Below are 16,724 nucleotides of genomic sequence, written 5' to 3'. Positions count from 1 at the left end.
AGTTTTATAATTTTGTGCCTTTCAAACACAGCAAAAAGGCTTGAGAACAAATAAGAAAAAGATTATCAATGACCCGGTTTTCGGGTTTATCACCATTCAATCCGACTTCGTCTTTGACTTAATCGAACATCCTTATTTTCAACGCCTGCGGAGAATTAAACAATTGGGATTATCCTCTATTGTTTTTCCCGGAGCCAATCATACCCGTTTCGAACATGCCATCGGGGCCGTTTACCTGATGCGGTCGGCCATATCGGTACTTCAACTGAAAGGTGTGAAAATAACCCGGGACGAAGCCGAAGCCGTAACAGTGGCCATTTTACTTCACGATATCGGCCACGGACCTTTTTCTCATGCCCTGGAGCATTCGATTGTTGACGGCATTTCTCATGAAAAGATTTCGGCTTTGCTGATGGAAGACCTGAACCGTCAGTTTGAAGGCCGCTTGGATCTGGCAATCCGCATCTTTAAAAACGAATATCACAAAAAGTTTCTGCACCAGATGGTGGCCAGCCAGCTCGATATGGACCGACTGGATTATTTACGCCGCGACAGTTTTTACTCGGGAGTAACCGAAGGGGTCATCGGATCGGACCGGATCATCAAAATGCTGAATGTGCGGCACGATGAACTGGTGGTCGATGCCAAAGGGATCTATTCCATCGAGAAGTTCCTGATTGCCCGTCGTCTGATGTACTGGCAGGTGTATTTGCACAAAACGGTTTTATCGGCCGAATACCTGTTGGTAAATATCCTGAAGCGGGCCAAAGAGTTGGTTATAAACGGGAAACAACTGTTTGCCACACCCGCTTTGTCCGTTTTTCTTCAAAATAAAATTACCATCGATCATTTTCAATCCGGTCAAAGCTACTACGGGCGGCCCTTGCTTTCCATTTTTGCCGGGATCGACGACAACGATGTGATGGCTTCCATCAAACAATGGCAATACGACGACGACCAGGTGCTCTCCTACCTGTCCGGCTGTTTAATCAACCGGAAATTATACCGGATTAAACTGAAGAACCAGCCTTATGCCGAAGCAACCATCCGGGCCATCCGCGATAAAATTAAACAACGGTTTGAGGTGGATGATGCTGCGGCAGGTTATTTCCTGGTTCAGGATTCAATTACAAACAGCGCGTACGAGTCAGACGACGACCGGATCAATATCCTGTTTAAAAACGGAAAAGTGAGTGAAATAAACGCGGCATCGGATATCAATTTATCAAGTCTGTCACAACCTGTCAGAAAATATTTTATCTGCTATCCGAAAGAATTGGACATTAAGTAATTTAAACCTATTTTTGCACGGCGCCAAGAAAATTTATATGGAATTTAAAGCAGTCAATATCGCTGATTTTCTGAATGGTACAGTTGAAGGCGATGAACATGTAAGCGTAAGCAATGTTTCGAAAATTGAGGATGGAACACCGGGAACCTTAGCTTTTCTGGCGAATCCCAAGTATGAGAAATACATTTATCAAACCAAAGCATCGATTGTTTTGGTTCGTAAAGATTTTGTGGCTGAACAGCCGGTACCCTGCACCCTGATCCGGGTCGACGACCCCTACCAGGCGATGGCTTCCTTGCTGGAACTGTACCAGCAAACAAAAACTCAGAAACAAGGCATCGAACAACCTTCGTTTATCGACCCCTCGGCAACGGTCGGCCAGAAAATTTATCTCGGCGCTTTTGCCTATATCGGTTCAAACAGCCGGATCGGCGACCAGGTAAAAATTTACCCGCAGGTTTTTATCGGGCAGAACGTTAAAATCGGCGACAACACGATCATTTATGCCGGCGCCAAAATATACGACGACACGGTAATCGGCTCCAATTGCATCATTCATGCAGGAGCAGTGATCGGTTCCGACGGTTTTGGCTTTGCCCCCACCGAAGACGGATCGTTTAAAAAGATACAACAGGTAGGAAACGTCATCCTCGAAGATGATGTTGAAGTAGGCGCCAACACCACCATTGATTGCTCGACGATGGGATCGACCATCATCCGCAAAGGGGTGAAACTGGACAACCTGATCCAGATTGGACACAATTGCGAGATCGGTGAAAATACGGTTATGGCCGCCCTCACCGGTATTGCCGGATCGACAAAAGTCGGAAAAAATTGTATGTTTGCAGGGCAGGTGGGCATTGCCGGCCACCTGGTCATTGGCGACAATGTGAAGATAGGCGCTATGGCGGGAGTTAGCAACAACATTAAAGCGGGAAAAACCGTTTTAGGAGCGCCGGCCATGGATCACGAAAAAGCGGTAAAAGCATTTGTGGTTTACCGGCGATTGCCCGAAATGCGCGATCAGATCATTGAATTGCAAAAAGAGCTGAAAACCTTGAAAACAAAATTAAACGAAGAATAGCTTCGGATAAACAAGATCGGATGACAGTAAAACAAAAAACGTTAGCCGGGGAATTTACGCTGAGCGGAAAAGGCTTACATACCAGTTGCCTGGTAAATGCTGTTTTTAAACCCGCCCCCGAAAATCACGGAATAAAATTTAAACGTGTTGACCTGCCGGACCAGCCCATTCTTGAAGCCGATGCTTCGCTGGTGGTCGACACCTCGCGAGGCACGGTCATTGCCAAAGGCGAAGCGCGGCTGAGCACGATTGAACATGCGCTGGCCGCCCTGATCGGGATGGATCTGGATAATGTGCTGATTGAAGTGGATAACCAGGAAATGCCCATCCTTGATGGCAGCGCCCGTTATTACGTGGAAGAAATTGAAAAAACCGGATTGGCTGAGCAGGATGCAGAACGGGAATATTTGATCATCAAAGAAAAAATTGTTTACAAAGATCCCCATACCGGCTCCGAGATCATTGCCCTGCCCGACGACGATTACCGGCTGAATGTATTGATCTCGTTCAACTCGAGTGTATTAAACAACCAGTTTGCCTCGCTCGACCAAATCGAACACTTTAAAACCGAAATTGCAGCTTGCCGGACCTTCGTATTCCTCCGCGAGCTGGAGTTCCTGCTGCAAAATAACCTGGTAAAAGGCGGCGACCTCGACAATGCCATTGTGATTATCGACCGGAAAGTAGGACAGGACGAACTGGACCGCCTGGCCGATTTGTTTAACCACAAGCGGGTTGAAGTTAGCGAAAGCCAGGGTATCCTGAATAACCTGGACCTTCAGTTTGATAACGAATGCGCCCGCCATAAACTGTTGGATGTGATTGGCGACCTGAGCCTGGCCGGTATGCGAATCAAAGGACGCATCATCGCCACCAAACCCGGGCATACGGTCAATACCGAATTTGCCAAATTGCTGAAGAAGGAAATCCTGAGCCAGAAGGTAAAAAACGCCATTCCGGTTTACGACCCCAACCAGGAACCGATTTTGGACATTAACGGAATCAAAAAATGCCTGCCTCACCGCTACCCGTTTTTGTTGGTCGATAAAATTACCGAGATTGGCGACAACTATATTGTTGGAGTCAAAAATGTAACCGCAAACGAACCTTTTTTCCTGGGACACTTCCCCGACGAACCGGTGATGCCGGGCGTGTTGCTGATTGAAGCGATGGCGCAGTGCGGCGGCCTTTACGTGTTACACAGCCGGATCGAGAAATATTCGACCTACTTTATCCGCGTCGATAATGTCAAGTTCCGCAAGAAAGTAGTTCCCGGCGATACCATTATCTTTAAGCTCGAATTGACAGCCCCCATCCGAAGAGGTATTGCCAACATGAGGGGTTTGTGTTTTGTTGGCCAAACTGTTGTTGCCGAGGGTGAATTTATGGCCCAGATCGTAAAATCAGAATAAGAAGAAAACAATTATAAGATGAAACAACCACTAGCTTATGTACATCCTGAATCTCAAGTAGCAGACAATGTAGTGATTGAACCATTTGTTACAATCGACAAGGATGTTGTTATCGGAGAAGGTACCCGTATTGGCTCAAATGCCACCATCCTGCCCGGTACCCGTATTGGCAAAAATTGCCGTATTTTTCCCGGGGCTGTGATCGGGGGTATACCTCAGGATTTGAAGTTCAGAGGCGAATATACCACGGTAGAAATCGGAGACAATACCACCATCCGCGAATGCGTAACCATCAACCGCGGAACCATTGCCCGCGGAAAAACAGTTGTTGGCAACAATTGCCTTATTATGGCTTATGTGCATGTGGCTCACGACTGCATTGTGGGAAACAATGTGATTCTGGTGAACAGCACCCAGCTGGCCGGCGAAGTGATTATCGACGACTGGGCCATTATCGGCGGCATGAGCGCGGTACACCAGTTTGTACGCATCGGCACACACGTGATGCTTTCGGGAGGTTCGCTTGTGCGAAAAGATGTTCCCCCGTTCATCAAAGCCGGCCGCGAACCCTTGTCGTATGTCGGAATTAATTCGATTGGCTTAAGAAGAAGGAACTTCAATAATGATAAAATACGCGAAGTACAGGACATTTACCGCTATATCTATCAAAAAGGGCTGAATACGACCCAGGCCATCGAAATTATTGAAGCAGAAATGCCGGCAACCCCGGAACGCGATGAAATTCTGCTTTTCGTGAAAGATTCAAAACGCGGTATTATTCGCGGATATTTCCCTGATTAATTACAGAAGAAACCGAAGATAGACAGAAACCGGACCCTAAAATCCGGTTTTTTTCAACATTTCTGGTCAACTCTTGTTTCTAACAGGGAATAAAAAAATCAGAAAAATGAAACTGATCCTTCTCATCATATTATTGGCTTTTACCCGGTTTATTTATGCCCAGGACGTCGATCGCCCCGGCGCACATGATCACCACCGGCATCATATCGGCCTGGGAGCAGGCGCGACCAGCATATTCAACGAAAACAACCTTGTTCCCGGTATTCATCTCCATTATTACTACCGCTTAACCGAACACAGCCCGGTATCGGTTGGTCTGGGCTACGAATCCATCCTCGACGATCATACGCACAATACGCTGACCAGTCTGATTAACTACGAGTTTATGGAAGGCTTTTCGCTGAGCGCAGGCCCGGGACTTACCTTTGCAAAAGAAGAGGGGAAAACACACACCAGCCTGTCCGGCCACCTCGAATTACTTTACGAATTCCGCCTCGGCGAATTTCACCTCGGCCCCATGATTGGCCTGGGCATCGACCGCGAAGATTCTCACGCATCCGTTGGTATTCATTTCGGATTTGGATTTTAAACAGAAAACGTAATCGCGTAATTTAAACCCATTTTAAACTACTGTTCTACCCGAACGATTCTATTCTACCGATAATCAATTCGCAAACAAGGCATTGTATCTTTGATGGTAGAATAGAGTGGAATTATGTCTGATATCTTCGAGTTTATTATTTCGGAACAACAGCGCCACCGGTCGAAAAGAGACGGAATTGTAGCCGGTATTTTGGCAGCTATTGACGCGAATGCGATTGGGAAGGGAGATCCGCTTCCGTCGGTCAATAAGTTGATCAAAAAACTGGGCGTTGCCCGCATGACAGTGGTAAAAGCGTTGAATATCCTGAAAGAACGGGGAATGATTGTAGCCGAGGACAAAGTTGGCTATTACGTAAAAGACGTCAACGGAAAACGCGAGTTGAAGGTGTTCCTGTTCCTGACCGGATTTTATTCGTACCACGAAACCTTGTACAATCGGCTGATTGAAGGCGTTAATGATCCGGATATAACCATCGACCTGTACTTTCACCATTGTAATCCCGGCATCTTTAAATCTGTTTTGCTCGAAAACCTGGGCTCGTATGGTTTGTACGTGATTACCGGCTTCGACGATCCCCGGGTAAAAGCGCTGATGTCTCGTGTGCCACCAAAAAAACTGTTACAAATTATCCGGCCTCCTTTATTGGACGGCGTTTCGGCGATCACCCAGGATTTTTATTCAGGTCTAAAGAAATCGTTGGAAAAGCTAAAAGCTCATCTGGCAAAATATGAGAAATTCACCCTGATTTTTCCTTCAGGAAAAGGGCATCCGCAGGAAATTACACTCGCTTTTACCGAATTTTGCACCGAAAACAAGATCACCCATCGCGTTGAACCCAGGTTGACCCGCAATTTGGTTTCAAAAGCCTGCGCGTTTTGGGTGATCGAGGACAGCGATTTGATCGCGCTGATCAAAACCGGCGAAGAATTGGGACTTCGTCTCGGGAACGAACTGGGCATCCTCTCCTATAACGAAACGCCCATGAAAGAGATTATCCGAAACGGGATCACGGTGGTGAGCGCCGACTTCGCGAAAATGGGCGAATCCATTTCCCGGTTCATCAATAAGCCGGAAAAAACAACCGAATTATTCCATCCGGATGTCATTATCCGAAATTCACTGTAAATCAACTGTCAAAAACAATAAAACAACCGAACCGAACGAACCTGATATGAAAAAAACACCAACCAACTTTCGCTGGGTGATTCTGTCTCTGCTCTTTGTTGCCACCACTATTTTGTACATCGACCGGTCGGCGCTGGGCATCCTGGCTCCCGACCTGCAAAAGAGCATTGGCTGGTCAGAAGAGCAATACGGCCTCATCAACAGCGTGTTCATGATCGCCTATGCCATTTGTTTCATCCTGATGGGAAAACTCATCGACCGAATCGGCACCCGGAAAGGATATCTCCTGTCGATCGGAATTTGGAGCCTGGCCACCTTGGGGCACGCGCTTTCCCGTTCGTGGATCGGTTTTGCGGTGGCGCGTTTCAGCCTGGCTATCGGACAGTCGGGAAATTTTCCTTCGGCCATAAAAGCGGTAGCCGAATGGTTTCCAAAGAAAGACCGTGCGCTCGCTGTGGGCATTTTCAACGGGGGCGCCAACCTGGGTACCATCCTTTCGCCGCTCATCATTCCGGCGCTGGTGCTCAGTTTCGATAACTGGCGGGTGGGTTTCCTCTGGACCTTCCCGATCAGTGTGATCTGGGCGCTGCTTTGGCTGAAATATTTCCGGAGGCCCGAACAAAGCACGCGGGTTTCGGAAACGGAACTTCAATACATTCATTCCGACAGCGGGCAGGAAGAAAACAACGAGCGTGTTGGCTGGAAAGATATCCTCCCGCACCGCGGCGCCTGGGCAATTGCCCTGGCCAAATTCATGGCCGACCCCATTTGGTGGTTTTACCTGTTCTGGGGCGCCAAATTCCTAAACGAAAAGTTTGGCGTTAACCTGAAAGATATCGGCTTGCCTTTTTTTACCATTTACCTGGCCTCGTGGGCGATTGGCATCTTCCTGGGCTGGCTGTCGTCAAAATTCCTGAAAATGGGATTCGGCCTCAACAAAGGACGAAAACTTGGCCTGCTGGCCTGCGGTTTGGTTGCCGTCCCGGTGATGATGGTGCCGCACACGTCCGGCTTATGGGTAGCCGTCGGGCTGATTGCCCTGGCCGCCGGGGGGCATTGCGGCTGGTCGGCCAACGTGTTTAGCCTGATGTCGGATATTTTCCCGAAGAAAGCGACCGGATCAATTGCTGGCTTTGGAGGCTTTGCCGGTGCCGTTGGCGGCGCCATAGTGGCTTTTGGCGTCGGCAAAATACTTCAGCATATTGGTGCCGATGGCTATGCCATCCCCTTTGCTATTGCCGGTTGCGGATATTTAATTGCCCTGCTGGCTGTTCACTTATTAGTTCCAAAAATTGAACCCGTTAACATTTAATAAATCCGACCGATGAATAGCCGTGAACGAATCATCAAAAGCCTAAACCACCAGGAACCCGACCGGATTCCGTACGATCTGGCCGGAACAACGGTCACCGCCATTACCAGAAATGCCTACCTGCGGGCCATGCAATACCGCGGCCTGTCGTGCGACATTGGCGACGACGAAATTGATCCGATCCAGCAGATTATTACGCCGGGTGAAGCAACCCTGCGTTTTTTAAAGTCGGACACGCGCCGCTTAGGCGCCAAGCGGATTCCCGATTACCGGAACGCCAAACGGGTTTTGGGCGACATCACCAAGGTGACCGACTTCTATGGCTGCGACTGGCGATACGAGAAAGGGAAGGATATTTATTTCAACCTGATTTCGTCGCCCATCGGAAAGGCAGAGACGCTTTCCGGATCACTGCACCTGCTTCCTCGTCCCGATTGGGATACCTATATCTCAATCCTTCGGAAATACCTGGATGAGCAGATTGTAAAAGTGGGCGATTTTTGCGGTATCGCCGACCGGAATACCGCCGGGCTGACCGAAAACAGCCTCCGCATCCGGGGCTACGAAAACTGGTATCTCGACACCATGCTCGACCCTGCAGGCGTTGAAGCGTTGTTCGACATCATCGTGGAAGATAAAATCCGTTACTGGGATGCTATGATCGATTGGGCCATTGAAACCGGCAATGAACAAAAAATTCAGGTGATTTCCGAAAGCGATGACCTGGGTTCGCAAAGCGCCACCATTATTGACCCGGATACCCTGCGGCAAATGGTTATTCCGCGCTTTAAAACCATTTTTTCGCATGTTAAAAAACGCCTGCCCCACGTAAAAATATTCATGCACAGTTGCGGCGCCATCCGCGAAATTCTTCCCGACCTGATCGACGCCGGGCTCGATATTTTGAACCCGGTACAGTTTACCGCAACCGGAATGGATTTGGTTGGCCTGAAACGCGACTTTGGCGATGTGCTCACCTTCTGGGGCGGCGGGGTAGATACCCAATCAACCCTGAATAACGGTTCGCCGCAACAGGTGGCCGACGAGGTGAAACGGATTATCGACATTATGGCCCCCGGCGGCGGGTTTGTTTTTGCACCGGTACACAACGTGCAGGACGACGTTTCGCCCGAAAATTTCTGGGCCATGTGGGATACCCTTCAGCAATACGGAACATATTAAATCGATATCGAATGAAATCACTGATTGGCATTTTAACCTTACTTCTGGCCGGCATGGCCTGCACGACCACAAATAACAAAAAAGAGCTGAAGAACCCGGTTTTTGTTTTTAACAATGCATTCAACAAGCAGGAAACCGTTCCCCTGTCATTTTATGAACAGGCTTTATTGTTGAAAGAACTGGGTTTTGACGGCATCGAACATCGCGAAATCTCCGGGATCACGGAGCTAAAAGATGCTCTTCAAAAGCAGGGATTGAAAATCTATGCTGATTATTTAAAAATTGACATCGATCAGGCGGAACCCTACCTGCCTGAATGGAAAGAAGTCATTCCCAAACTAAAGGGGACGGGAATTATTCTTTGGTGCCACATTCATTCCAAAAAGTACAATCCATCGGATGAAGCTGCCGATGAACGGATTGTTCCCGTGTTACAGGAACTGGCAGATCTGGCCGGGCCCGGGGGGGTCAGGATTGCGATTTATCATCATGTAAATTTTTTGGCCGAAAAAGCGGACGATTCGTTTCGTCTGGCACAAAAAACAAACCGCGAAAATGTCGGTTCAGTGTTTAACCTCTGTCACTTTCTGAAAACCGATTCGGAAGAAAACCTCGTCAGTGTGATCAACCTCATGTTGCCAAAACTTTTTGCGGTATCGGTTTCCGGAGCCGACGGCGGCAACACCCAGCAGATGGACTGGAACCAACTGATACAACCTCTGGGCGAAGGTACATTCGACGTTTACCGGCTGGTTGAACTGTTGGCAGACAAGGGTTACACCGGCCCCATCGGTATCCAGTGTTACAGGCTGAACGGATCGCCGGAGGATTATTTGAAAAAAAGCAGCGAAACCTGGAAAAGCTTCAGACGGAAATATGCCCTCCCGGTAAACACGCTGACTACCGAAGAAAAGAAGGAAGGCTGGCAACTTCTGTTCGATGGCAAATCAACCGACCAGTGGCGGGCTATCAACCAGGATACCTTTCCGGAAACCGGATGGAAAACTGAAAATGGCGAACTGATCGCCAATGGCCGGGGAGGCGCTGAATCAGGCAGCGGAGGCGATGTGATTACAAAAAAGCAATACAGTAATTTTATTCTGAAATGGGAGTGGAAGATGGTGACCAAAGGAGGAAACAGCGGTCTGAAATATTATGTACATGAAGGAATCGGCGACCATAAAGCTTACGGATACGGGCTGGAGTATCAAATTCTGGACGATCAGAACCACCCCTGGATGCTGGAAGGGAAAATGCAGCCCAACGATTATCATACCCTCGGTTCGCTGTACGAAATCTATCCGGCCGCTCCCGACAAACGTCCAAGTCCGCTGGGTTTATGGAACGAAAGCATGATCGTGAGCCGCGACAAGCGGGTAGAGCATTGGCTGAACGGCAAAAAAATACTCGAATATGAACGCGGGAGCGAGGATTTCAAAGCTAAAATTGCCGAAAGCAAATTTAGAGATGTGGAAGGTTTCGGAATCTGGCCGGAAGGACATGTGCTGTTACAGGACCACGGCAGTACCGTTCATTTCCGAAACATCAAGATCAAAGAATGATATTCATCCCCTAAACAGAAACCGACGATTAACCGAACAAGAATGACCATGAAAAGAAGAAATTTTATCAGAACAACCGCCATAGGAAACCTGGGTATCCTTACGGCTCCGACCATCCTCACCGGAAACGGCTGGAAAGGCGCCAACGACCGGGTTAACGTGGCAGTTATCGGAATCCGCGGGATGGGACAAAGCCACATCCAGTCTTATCAGCAACTAAAAAATGTTGAAGTACGCGCCTTGTGCGATATCGACAAGAATCTTTTCCCCGAGAGGGTGAAAAAACATTTCACCGACAAGGGACTGCGCGAACCGAAGCTCTACCAGGATTTGCGCAAACTTTACGAAGACAAAGAAATTGATGCGGTTTCGGTGGTAACGCCCAACCACTGGCATGCGCTGGCATCGATCTGGGCCATCCAGGCGGGTAAGCACGTATCGGTTGAAAAACCTTGCTGCCATAACTTGTACGAAGGACAAAAACTGGTGGAAGCGGCGCAAAAATACAAGGTGATCGTGCAGGACGGGGCCGAGCAACGCAGCAACCCATGCGCGCTTGGCATGGCCGAGTACCTGCACTCGGGCAAACTGGGCGAGGTGTACCTGGCCAAAGGGATGTGTTACAAGTGGCGAAATTCGATCGGGAAATACCCGGACGGACCGATGAATGAAAACGAAAAATTTGCATTGACTGTTGGAAGCGCCAACCATGAGCCGGCCTACACCCGCGAATACCTGAAAAATGTGGATTATAACCTGTGGCAGGGCCCGGCAGCCGAAAAACCCTTTAACCGGAACCGCTTTCACTACAACTGGCATTGGAACTGGGAATACGGCAACGGCGATATGGGCAACCAGGGTGTCCATGAAATAGACATCGCGCGCTGGGGACTGAACGTGAAACTCCCGGTGAAAATCGCGGCGATGGGCGGCCATTTTCTTTTTGATGACGCGCAGGATACCCCAAACAACCTGATGACCCTGTTTGAATTTCCGGCACCCGGCGCAACCGGCAACAAAAAGAAACTGATGCAGTTTGAAGTGAGACACTGGATGAGCAATCCGGAAGGTTTTCCGCATCCGGTTGAAGAGAAAAACAACACGTACATGACCAGTTCGTCCGATAATATCGGGAACCTCTTTTACGGGTCTGAAGGCTACATGAGCAAAAATGTAAATGAATGGCAGGTTTATAAAGGAAGAGACCGCCAACCAGCCGAATCAGGCAGCGGTTTGGGAAACCACTACGAAAATTTTATCCGGGCGATTCGGGCCAATGACCAGTCGCTGGCCAAAGCCGATATTGAGGAGGGTTTTTACAGTTGCGCGCTCATTCATCTCGGAAATATTGCTTACCGTCTGGGGCGGACCCTGGAATTTGATCCGTCAATCATGAAATTTAAGAACGACACGGAAGCCAACGCCCTGCTTAGCCGGGATTACCGGGCGCCTTTTGTTGTTCCCGATCAGGTTTAAAGTGGTTTAACCGATATTTTACGATTCATTTTATTCGGGCAACCCCGGCTCCAGAATCAAAAGCTCCTCCTCGTCAATTCGCTTTTGTGGATGAGGAGTTGGTTTTATCGTGGCAATCACCAGGGCGAGCGTTTCCTCGAGGTTACTCCGGGCCATATCTCCAATGGCCTTTTTATTGGCCTCGTACGAAGGTCCGCGCGCCAGCAGTCCGCTTAACACCGTACGTTCCGAATGATAGGCTGTATTTGTCACATCGCGGCTCAGCAATATTCCGTCCCGGTTATAAATATCGACATGGGTTTTGCAAAAGACCTGATAAACTGCGGTCCGGGTTTTAGTGCCCTCCCAATCTTTATCCACAATCACCTCCGATTGCCAGAATCCGGACTCGAAAAGATTAAACACGAGTGCATAATCCAGGGCGGCCGCCTGCATTTGTTCGGTCAGTTGATTACTGATAAATCCACGCGGAAGAAGGCTGTCTCTGCTCAGTTCCACATTGGGCGCCTTCAGCAGGGAGGCCTCCATCGCGGTGAAATAGTCGCGGCACATTTCGGCCAGTACTTCCCTCCTCTTTTTGTTTAAAATGAATCCGGCGGGAACCAATTCGCACTGATCAACAATCAGCACAGAAATCTGACGGCTCTCAGCCTCTTCCTGACGGCCGGAGGACTCACCGATCTGCTCCTGAGCCGCCAGCTGATTAAAGCCGATCAGCAAAAAAAGAATCACCAGGTATCGCATACGCCTTGCATTGAGTTTATACTGACGAATATACATTCAAACTTCAGCTTATACGGCCCCGCCGATGGGTAGTTTCGGTTTTTCCGGCGCCGAAATTTTCGGGCGCTGATCCGGCTTGGTTTCCGGTTTTATAAGTTCCCGCTTATTTCCAAATCGATTTTAGTTGTTTTAACAAAGATGTTCGATGTCTTTCCGGTGATATTCGGGCATAGCTCCGTGCACGGTACAAACAAAAGCCGAAAGTTTTACCGCTGTTTCGTGCATTTCGTCAATGGCATCGCCATTTAACAGGCCCGATACGATGGCGGCTGTGAACGAATCGCCTGCGCCGACCGTGTCGGCCACTTTGACCAAAGGTGTTTCTTTAAAACTTGTTTGACCGGCGGAGTACAGGTAGCTCCCGTCTGTGCCGCAAGTCAGTACCAGCAATTTTAACTGATAAGCATCGATCAGCTTCCGGCAGATTTCTCCCTGTGTGCCGGATAAAGCAAACATGGCCGCCACGGTGTCCAGTTCCTCGTCATTTATTTTGAGGACATTGCACAGGTTTAACGAATCGTTGATTAACTGTTCCGAATAAAAGTGTTGCCGCAGGTTAATGTCGAATACTTTATAGGCCTGACCGGGCGTCATTTTAACAAATTGCCGGATGGCCTCACGCGAAACTTCGCCGCGTTGGGCCAGTGATCCAAAGCAAACCGCCGAAGCATTACGGGCGATGTCTTCCCACTCCGGTTTCATCCGGATAAAATCCCAGGCCACCGGCTCGCATATTTCATACCGGGGAACTCCCTGCCCGTTCAAATGAACCAACACGGTACTTGTCGGGTAATCAGTTTCCTGAACATCGTAGTTGATTTTCAGATGTTTCAGGAAACCGATCAGTTCAGTCCCGAGATCATCTTTTCCGACCGCGCTGATGGCCATACTTTCCATGCCGAGTTTTGATACATGATAGGCAAAGTTGACAGGCGCCCCGCCAATCTTCTTCTGCCCGGGGAGAACGTCCCACAACAGTTCCCCAATTCCGATCACCAATGATTTTTGCTTCATATGAACGATTTTCATTTCTTTCCAAAATCAACACCAAATTTACTCTTTTATGCGAGTATGGCAGACTTAGGGTTGAATTTAACAGTACCCAGCTTCCGCCCGTGCAGAAATTTACACCGGCAGATAAATCCACCTAAAAGCAGAATCATTCATTTTTTTTAAATTTGAGAGATCAACATGAAAACACAACATATGAACCAGGCAAACAATCACGATTGGCGTATTGCAAAAATGACATTCGCCTCGGTATATCCACACTACCTCACAAAAGTTGAGAAAAAAGGCAGAACGAAAGAAGAATTGCATCAGGTAATTCGGTGGCTAACGGGTTATGATGAAAAAAAGCTGGAAGAACTCATCGAAAAAGAAGTAACTTTTGAGACGTTTTTTCAGCATGCTGTATTGAACCCGAATGCTCACCTCATTACCGGTATAATCTGTGGCTATCGGGTCGAAAAGATCGAAAATCACTTAACACAACAAGTCAGGTATTTAGATAAGTTGGTTGATGAATTGGCCAAGGGAAAAACAATGGATAAGATTTTGAGAAAGTAAGAATTTATCTCAATAGTTCGTTAAGAAATATAAGGGCATCTCTAAAAACCCAACGTCGATATAAACACTTGATTGTTAATATTCTGGTATAAAGAAAATCATACTTTAAAAATTGCTGCAGTACGGAAATGCACATGCTCCCCATACTGCACATAGCCTACTTGATTCGTCATCAGCTTTGTTTTCCCGATTTCAAAACCGAGAACATTTGTGTGATGATGGCCAAATATCCAATATTCAGGACCGCTTGCTTCAATTAAATCATACAATTCCACGGCAAAGGCTTCATTCAAAATATCGTCCTTGTATTTTTCCGGGTAATTTAGAAAGGTAGAAACATGGTGGGTTACTACGATTGTTTTACCGGTGTACCTGTGGTGTAGTCCTTCTTTCAAAAAGGATAAACTCTCTTCAAACAAGCGGTTGTACTGATCGGAATAAAAATGGGCATGATTGAATTTGATGACTTGAAAATCACTCAAATTTCCTTCAATCTTCCATTGGTTGACTTGGCTGATTTTGGTCCAAAGAGTCGAGAATATAAATCGAATCTCACCATGCTCTACCATCAGGTTGTTGACCAAGTGGACATTTTTTTTAATATTTTGGTTCAATGTTCCGCATCTTTCATCCAAATCGGAGTGGTAATATTCATGGTTGCCCGGAATCCAATAGGTTGTTTCGAAGTGGTCTGAAATGTAGCTGAAAAAATCCTCGTGCCTGTCCATGATGGCAAAAGGCACAATATCGCCCGCCAACAACAGGACATTCCCCTTGGGCTGCAACGGTTTTTTGCGCAGGAAATCCCTGTTTTGGGTAAATTCCAGATGAAGGTCGGAGGAACAGATCAAAAGAATCCGGAAATTGTTAATTGACCCGACTTAAGGCCATATCCGTTCTGCCGTATTGTTTTCGGATAAACTCATCCAGCCTTTTTCGGCAGGTACGGTAATGTTTTAACGTGCTATACGTATAACCATGACCGAGTTTACCTTCAACTGATTGAATCGTCAGATCAAACATGTCCCGAACCTGCTTTTGGTTTTTTGGTCCCGTGATACGTTCTTTCAGGTCTGTAATATCAAAATCTTCACCGATGGCAACTAACTGGTTATAGAAGTCGTTAACTTTAGAGACAAATTTACTGAGCCGGTTGTTAAGGATAGTGACCGGTTCACCTTTCCCGGAAATCAGCTGTCGGTGGTTATCCCACTGTTCCGGATCAACAAATATACCGGTTGAAATCTCAGCCCGCCTCCCCTCCAGCGTGATGCGCGCATAAACAGGAGTTTTACCCGTGGAGCCTGACTTGGAATTCTTCAACGAAAGATTGATTGTAATTCTCATAACCTGCAATTTTTAAAATTATTAATTGAGGTGCAGATTAGGTCTCGCCTGGTCTCCCAAGATACGCACGAAAGAGTCTGAAAACAACAACCAAAATGCACCAAATTGAATCAATTAAATTCTAAATACCAGAGAGTTATGATTTTTACCGAGACCTGTTGCTGATAAATCCGAATAGGTCTCGATATGGTCTCGCTTACCTTGACCATTTATGGTTTATTCTGAAGTGCTGTTAAATAAAAAAGCACTTAAAACGTTGATTTTAAGTGCTTTTGATATCTTTTGGATTCCCTTTTTGTTGTCCTGTTAGGGCTCGAACCTAAACTCTTCTGATCCAGAATCAGACGTGTTGCCAATTACACCACAGGACAGTTTCTTCAGGCGACAAATATACGGAATAATCAAATTCACACGGAATCAGGTCCGAAACTTTCGGTAAAAAATGCAGGTCCGCAACTCAATTATTTAACAACACCCGTTTTTGGGCTTATTCTGAAATAAAAGAATGTTTTGCCTGATTTCAGATCATCAAAGCTGTAAATCTCCTTGTCGGAATGAATCCGGTAAAATGCCAGCATCGCCATGTCGCCGGCACAAAAGAGCGAATGGACACACATTACGCTGAAAAAGAAATAGGCATATGGTGTTGACCAGAAAAACAGCCCCCCGGCCAAACAGGCCAGTTTAACCAGCACGAACGGGGTCAAAGCGACCATCCGAAAAGCGGAATACCCGATAACTTCCTGGTCGGAGGCAACATAGAAGACAAATTTTTTCAGGATGGCTCCAAATCTCAGTCGCCTGTAACCCAAGGTCCAATAAGCCAGCGCGTGAATCAATTCATGCAGGACAATCAGGACGGTAAACGAAAACAGAAGGGCTAAGCCCATCTGCTGGATGGCCTCATTCATTCCCCTGAAAAACAAAAAGCCGGCTTTGCCCGTCAAAAACAGGAACAAAGCGATCATGGCTACCTGGTAAGCTGAGAACCACCTGATCAGGTACACCGAGGGGCTGATCTGTTCTAAAACAAACTGTTTGATCTGATCGTGCTCCACTTCCGCCAATAATTCAAAATCATCGCTATGGATCAAATCTTCCGGTTTCAACCTGCTCATGTTTTTAGTCTGAATCATTTTCAACAGCATCAGGCTGGTGAATTTAATGAAAAACCGT

16 protein-coding genes and 1 tRNA gene are annotated in these 16,724 nt (G+C 47.4%); 11 read left to right on the top strand and 6 right to left on the bottom strand.

Features of this window, described 5'->3' with window-relative positions; genetic code table 11:
- Positions 1 to 40 precede the first annotated feature (40 nt).
- From ACOIT5_RS09970 to ACOIT5_RS09925, 10 genes are all read left to right on the top strand, one after another.
- Positions 41 to 1,291: an HD domain-containing protein gene (locus ACOIT5_RS09970; RefSeq protein ID WP_423130322.1), complete on the top strand. Its 1,251-nt coding sequence runs from the start codon at positions 41 to 43 to the stop codon at positions 1,289 to 1,291.
- 37 nt (positions 1,292 to 1,328) lie between these two features.
- A complete protein-coding gene (gene lpxD / locus ACOIT5_RS09965; RefSeq protein ID WP_423130321.1) occupies positions 1,329 to 2,375 on the top strand; it encodes a UDP-3-O-(3-hydroxymyristoyl)glucosamine N-acyltransferase in 1,047 nt (348 codons plus the stop codon).
- A gap of 20 nt (positions 2,376 to 2,395) precedes the next feature.
- Entirely contained in the window at positions 2,396 to 3,787 is a 1,392-nt protein-coding gene (locus ACOIT5_RS09960; RefSeq protein ID WP_423130320.1) for a bifunctional UDP-3-O-[3-hydroxymyristoyl] N-acetylglucosamine deacetylase/3-hydroxyacyl-ACP dehydratase, read from the top strand.
- A gap of 18 nt (positions 3,788 to 3,805) precedes the next feature.
- Complete coding sequence (lpxA, locus tag ACOIT5_RS09955) at positions 3,806 to 4,588, top strand: acyl-ACP--UDP-N-acetylglucosamine O-acyltransferase (RefSeq protein WP_423130319.1); 783 nt, start codon at positions 3,806 to 3,808, stop codon at positions 4,586 to 4,588.
- A gap of 106 nt (positions 4,589 to 4,694) precedes the next feature.
- Complete coding sequence (locus ACOIT5_RS09950) at positions 4,695 to 5,177, top strand: hypothetical protein (protein ID WP_423130318.1); 483 nt, start codon at positions 4,695 to 4,697, stop codon at positions 5,175 to 5,177.
- Positions 5,178 to 5,303: 126 nt separating this feature from the next.
- The gene (locus ACOIT5_RS09945; protein ID WP_423130317.1) at positions 5,304 to 6,317 is read left to right on the top strand and encodes a GntR family transcriptional regulator; all 1,014 of its coding nucleotides are present in this window, start codon (positions 5,304 to 5,306) and stop codon (positions 6,315 to 6,317) included.
- 46 nt (positions 6,318 to 6,363) lie between these two features.
- Positions 6,364 to 7,629, top strand: coding sequence for an MFS transporter (locus ACOIT5_RS09940; protein WP_423130316.1), 1,266 nt, complete (start codon positions 6,364 to 6,366; stop codon positions 7,627 to 7,629).
- A gap of 12 nt (positions 7,630 to 7,641) precedes the next feature.
- On the top strand, positions 7,642 to 8,811 hold the full coding sequence (locus tag ACOIT5_RS09935) for a uroporphyrinogen decarboxylase family protein (RefSeq protein WP_423130315.1): 1,170 nt from the start codon (positions 7,642 to 7,644) through the stop codon (positions 8,809 to 8,811).
- 11 nt (positions 8,812 to 8,822) lie between these two features.
- Positions 8,823 to 10,373 (top strand): family 16 glycoside hydrolase, encoded by a 1,551-nt coding sequence (locus ACOIT5_RS09930; protein WP_423130314.1) that lies wholly within the window; start codon positions 8,823 to 8,825, stop codon positions 10,371 to 10,373.
- A gap of 48 nt (positions 10,374 to 10,421) precedes the next feature.
- Complete coding sequence (locus ACOIT5_RS09925) at positions 10,422 to 11,849, top strand: Gfo/Idh/MocA family protein (protein ID WP_423130313.1); 1,428 nt, start codon at positions 10,422 to 10,424, stop codon at positions 11,847 to 11,849.
- 30 nt (positions 11,850 to 11,879) lie between these two features.
- Here the strand turns inward: ACOIT5_RS09925 and ACOIT5_RS09920 are convergent, their stop codons facing one another.
- The gene (locus ACOIT5_RS09920; protein ID WP_423130312.1) at positions 11,880 to 12,593 is read right to left on the bottom strand and encodes a hypothetical protein; all 714 of its coding nucleotides are present in this window, start codon (positions 12,591 to 12,593) and stop codon (positions 11,880 to 11,882) included.
- 168 nt (positions 12,594 to 12,761) lie between these two features.
- Entirely contained in the window at positions 12,762 to 13,646 is an 885-nt protein-coding gene (locus ACOIT5_RS09915; RefSeq protein WP_423130311.1) for a carbohydrate kinase family protein, read from the bottom strand.
- 192 nt (positions 13,647 to 13,838) lie between these two features.
- On the opposite strand from ACOIT5_RS09915, the gene ACOIT5_RS09910 reads away from it, so the two are divergent.
- Positions 13,839 to 14,201 (top strand): DUF2200 domain-containing protein, encoded by a 363-nt coding sequence (locus ACOIT5_RS09910; protein ID WP_423130310.1) that lies wholly within the window; start codon positions 13,839 to 13,841, stop codon positions 14,199 to 14,201.
- 98 nt (positions 14,202 to 14,299) lie between these two features.
- Here ACOIT5_RS09910 and ACOIT5_RS09905 read toward each other — a convergent pair whose 3' ends face one another.
- The 4 genes from ACOIT5_RS09905 to ACOIT5_RS09890 all read right to left on the bottom strand — a co-directional run bounded on the left by ACOIT5_RS09905 (position 14,300) and on the right by ACOIT5_RS09890 (position 16,666).
- Positions 14,300 to 15,052 carry a metallophosphoesterase gene (locus ACOIT5_RS09905; protein ID WP_423130309.1) on the bottom strand — a complete coding sequence of 251 codons (753 nt, stop codon included), beginning with the start codon at positions 15,050 to 15,052 and terminating at the stop codon, positions 14,300 to 14,302.
- Between the two features lie 16 nt (positions 15,053 to 15,068).
- Entirely contained in the window at positions 15,069 to 15,548 is a 480-nt protein-coding gene (locus tag ACOIT5_RS09900; protein ID WP_423130308.1) for an Arm DNA-binding domain-containing protein, read from the bottom strand.
- Between the two features lie 298 nt (positions 15,549 to 15,846).
- Positions 15,847 to 15,919, bottom strand: a tRNA-Gln gene (locus tag ACOIT5_RS09895).
- 90 nt (positions 15,920 to 16,009) lie between these two features.
- Positions 16,010 to 16,666 carry a DUF3267 domain-containing protein gene (locus ACOIT5_RS09890; protein ID WP_423130307.1) on the bottom strand — a complete coding sequence of 219 codons (657 nt, stop codon included), beginning with the start codon at positions 16,664 to 16,666 and terminating at the stop codon, positions 16,010 to 16,012.
- Positions 16,667 to 16,724 lie beyond the last annotated feature (58 nt).

Source organism: Gaoshiqia hydrogeniformans (assembly GCF_049347105.1).
Lineage (GTDB): Bacteria > Bacteroidota > Bacteroidia > Bacteroidales > Prolixibacteraceae > Gaoshiqia > Gaoshiqia hydrogeniformans.
The sequence above is the reverse complement of the archived record's forward strand: the minus strand, read 5'-3'. Positions and strand labels throughout refer to the sequence as shown.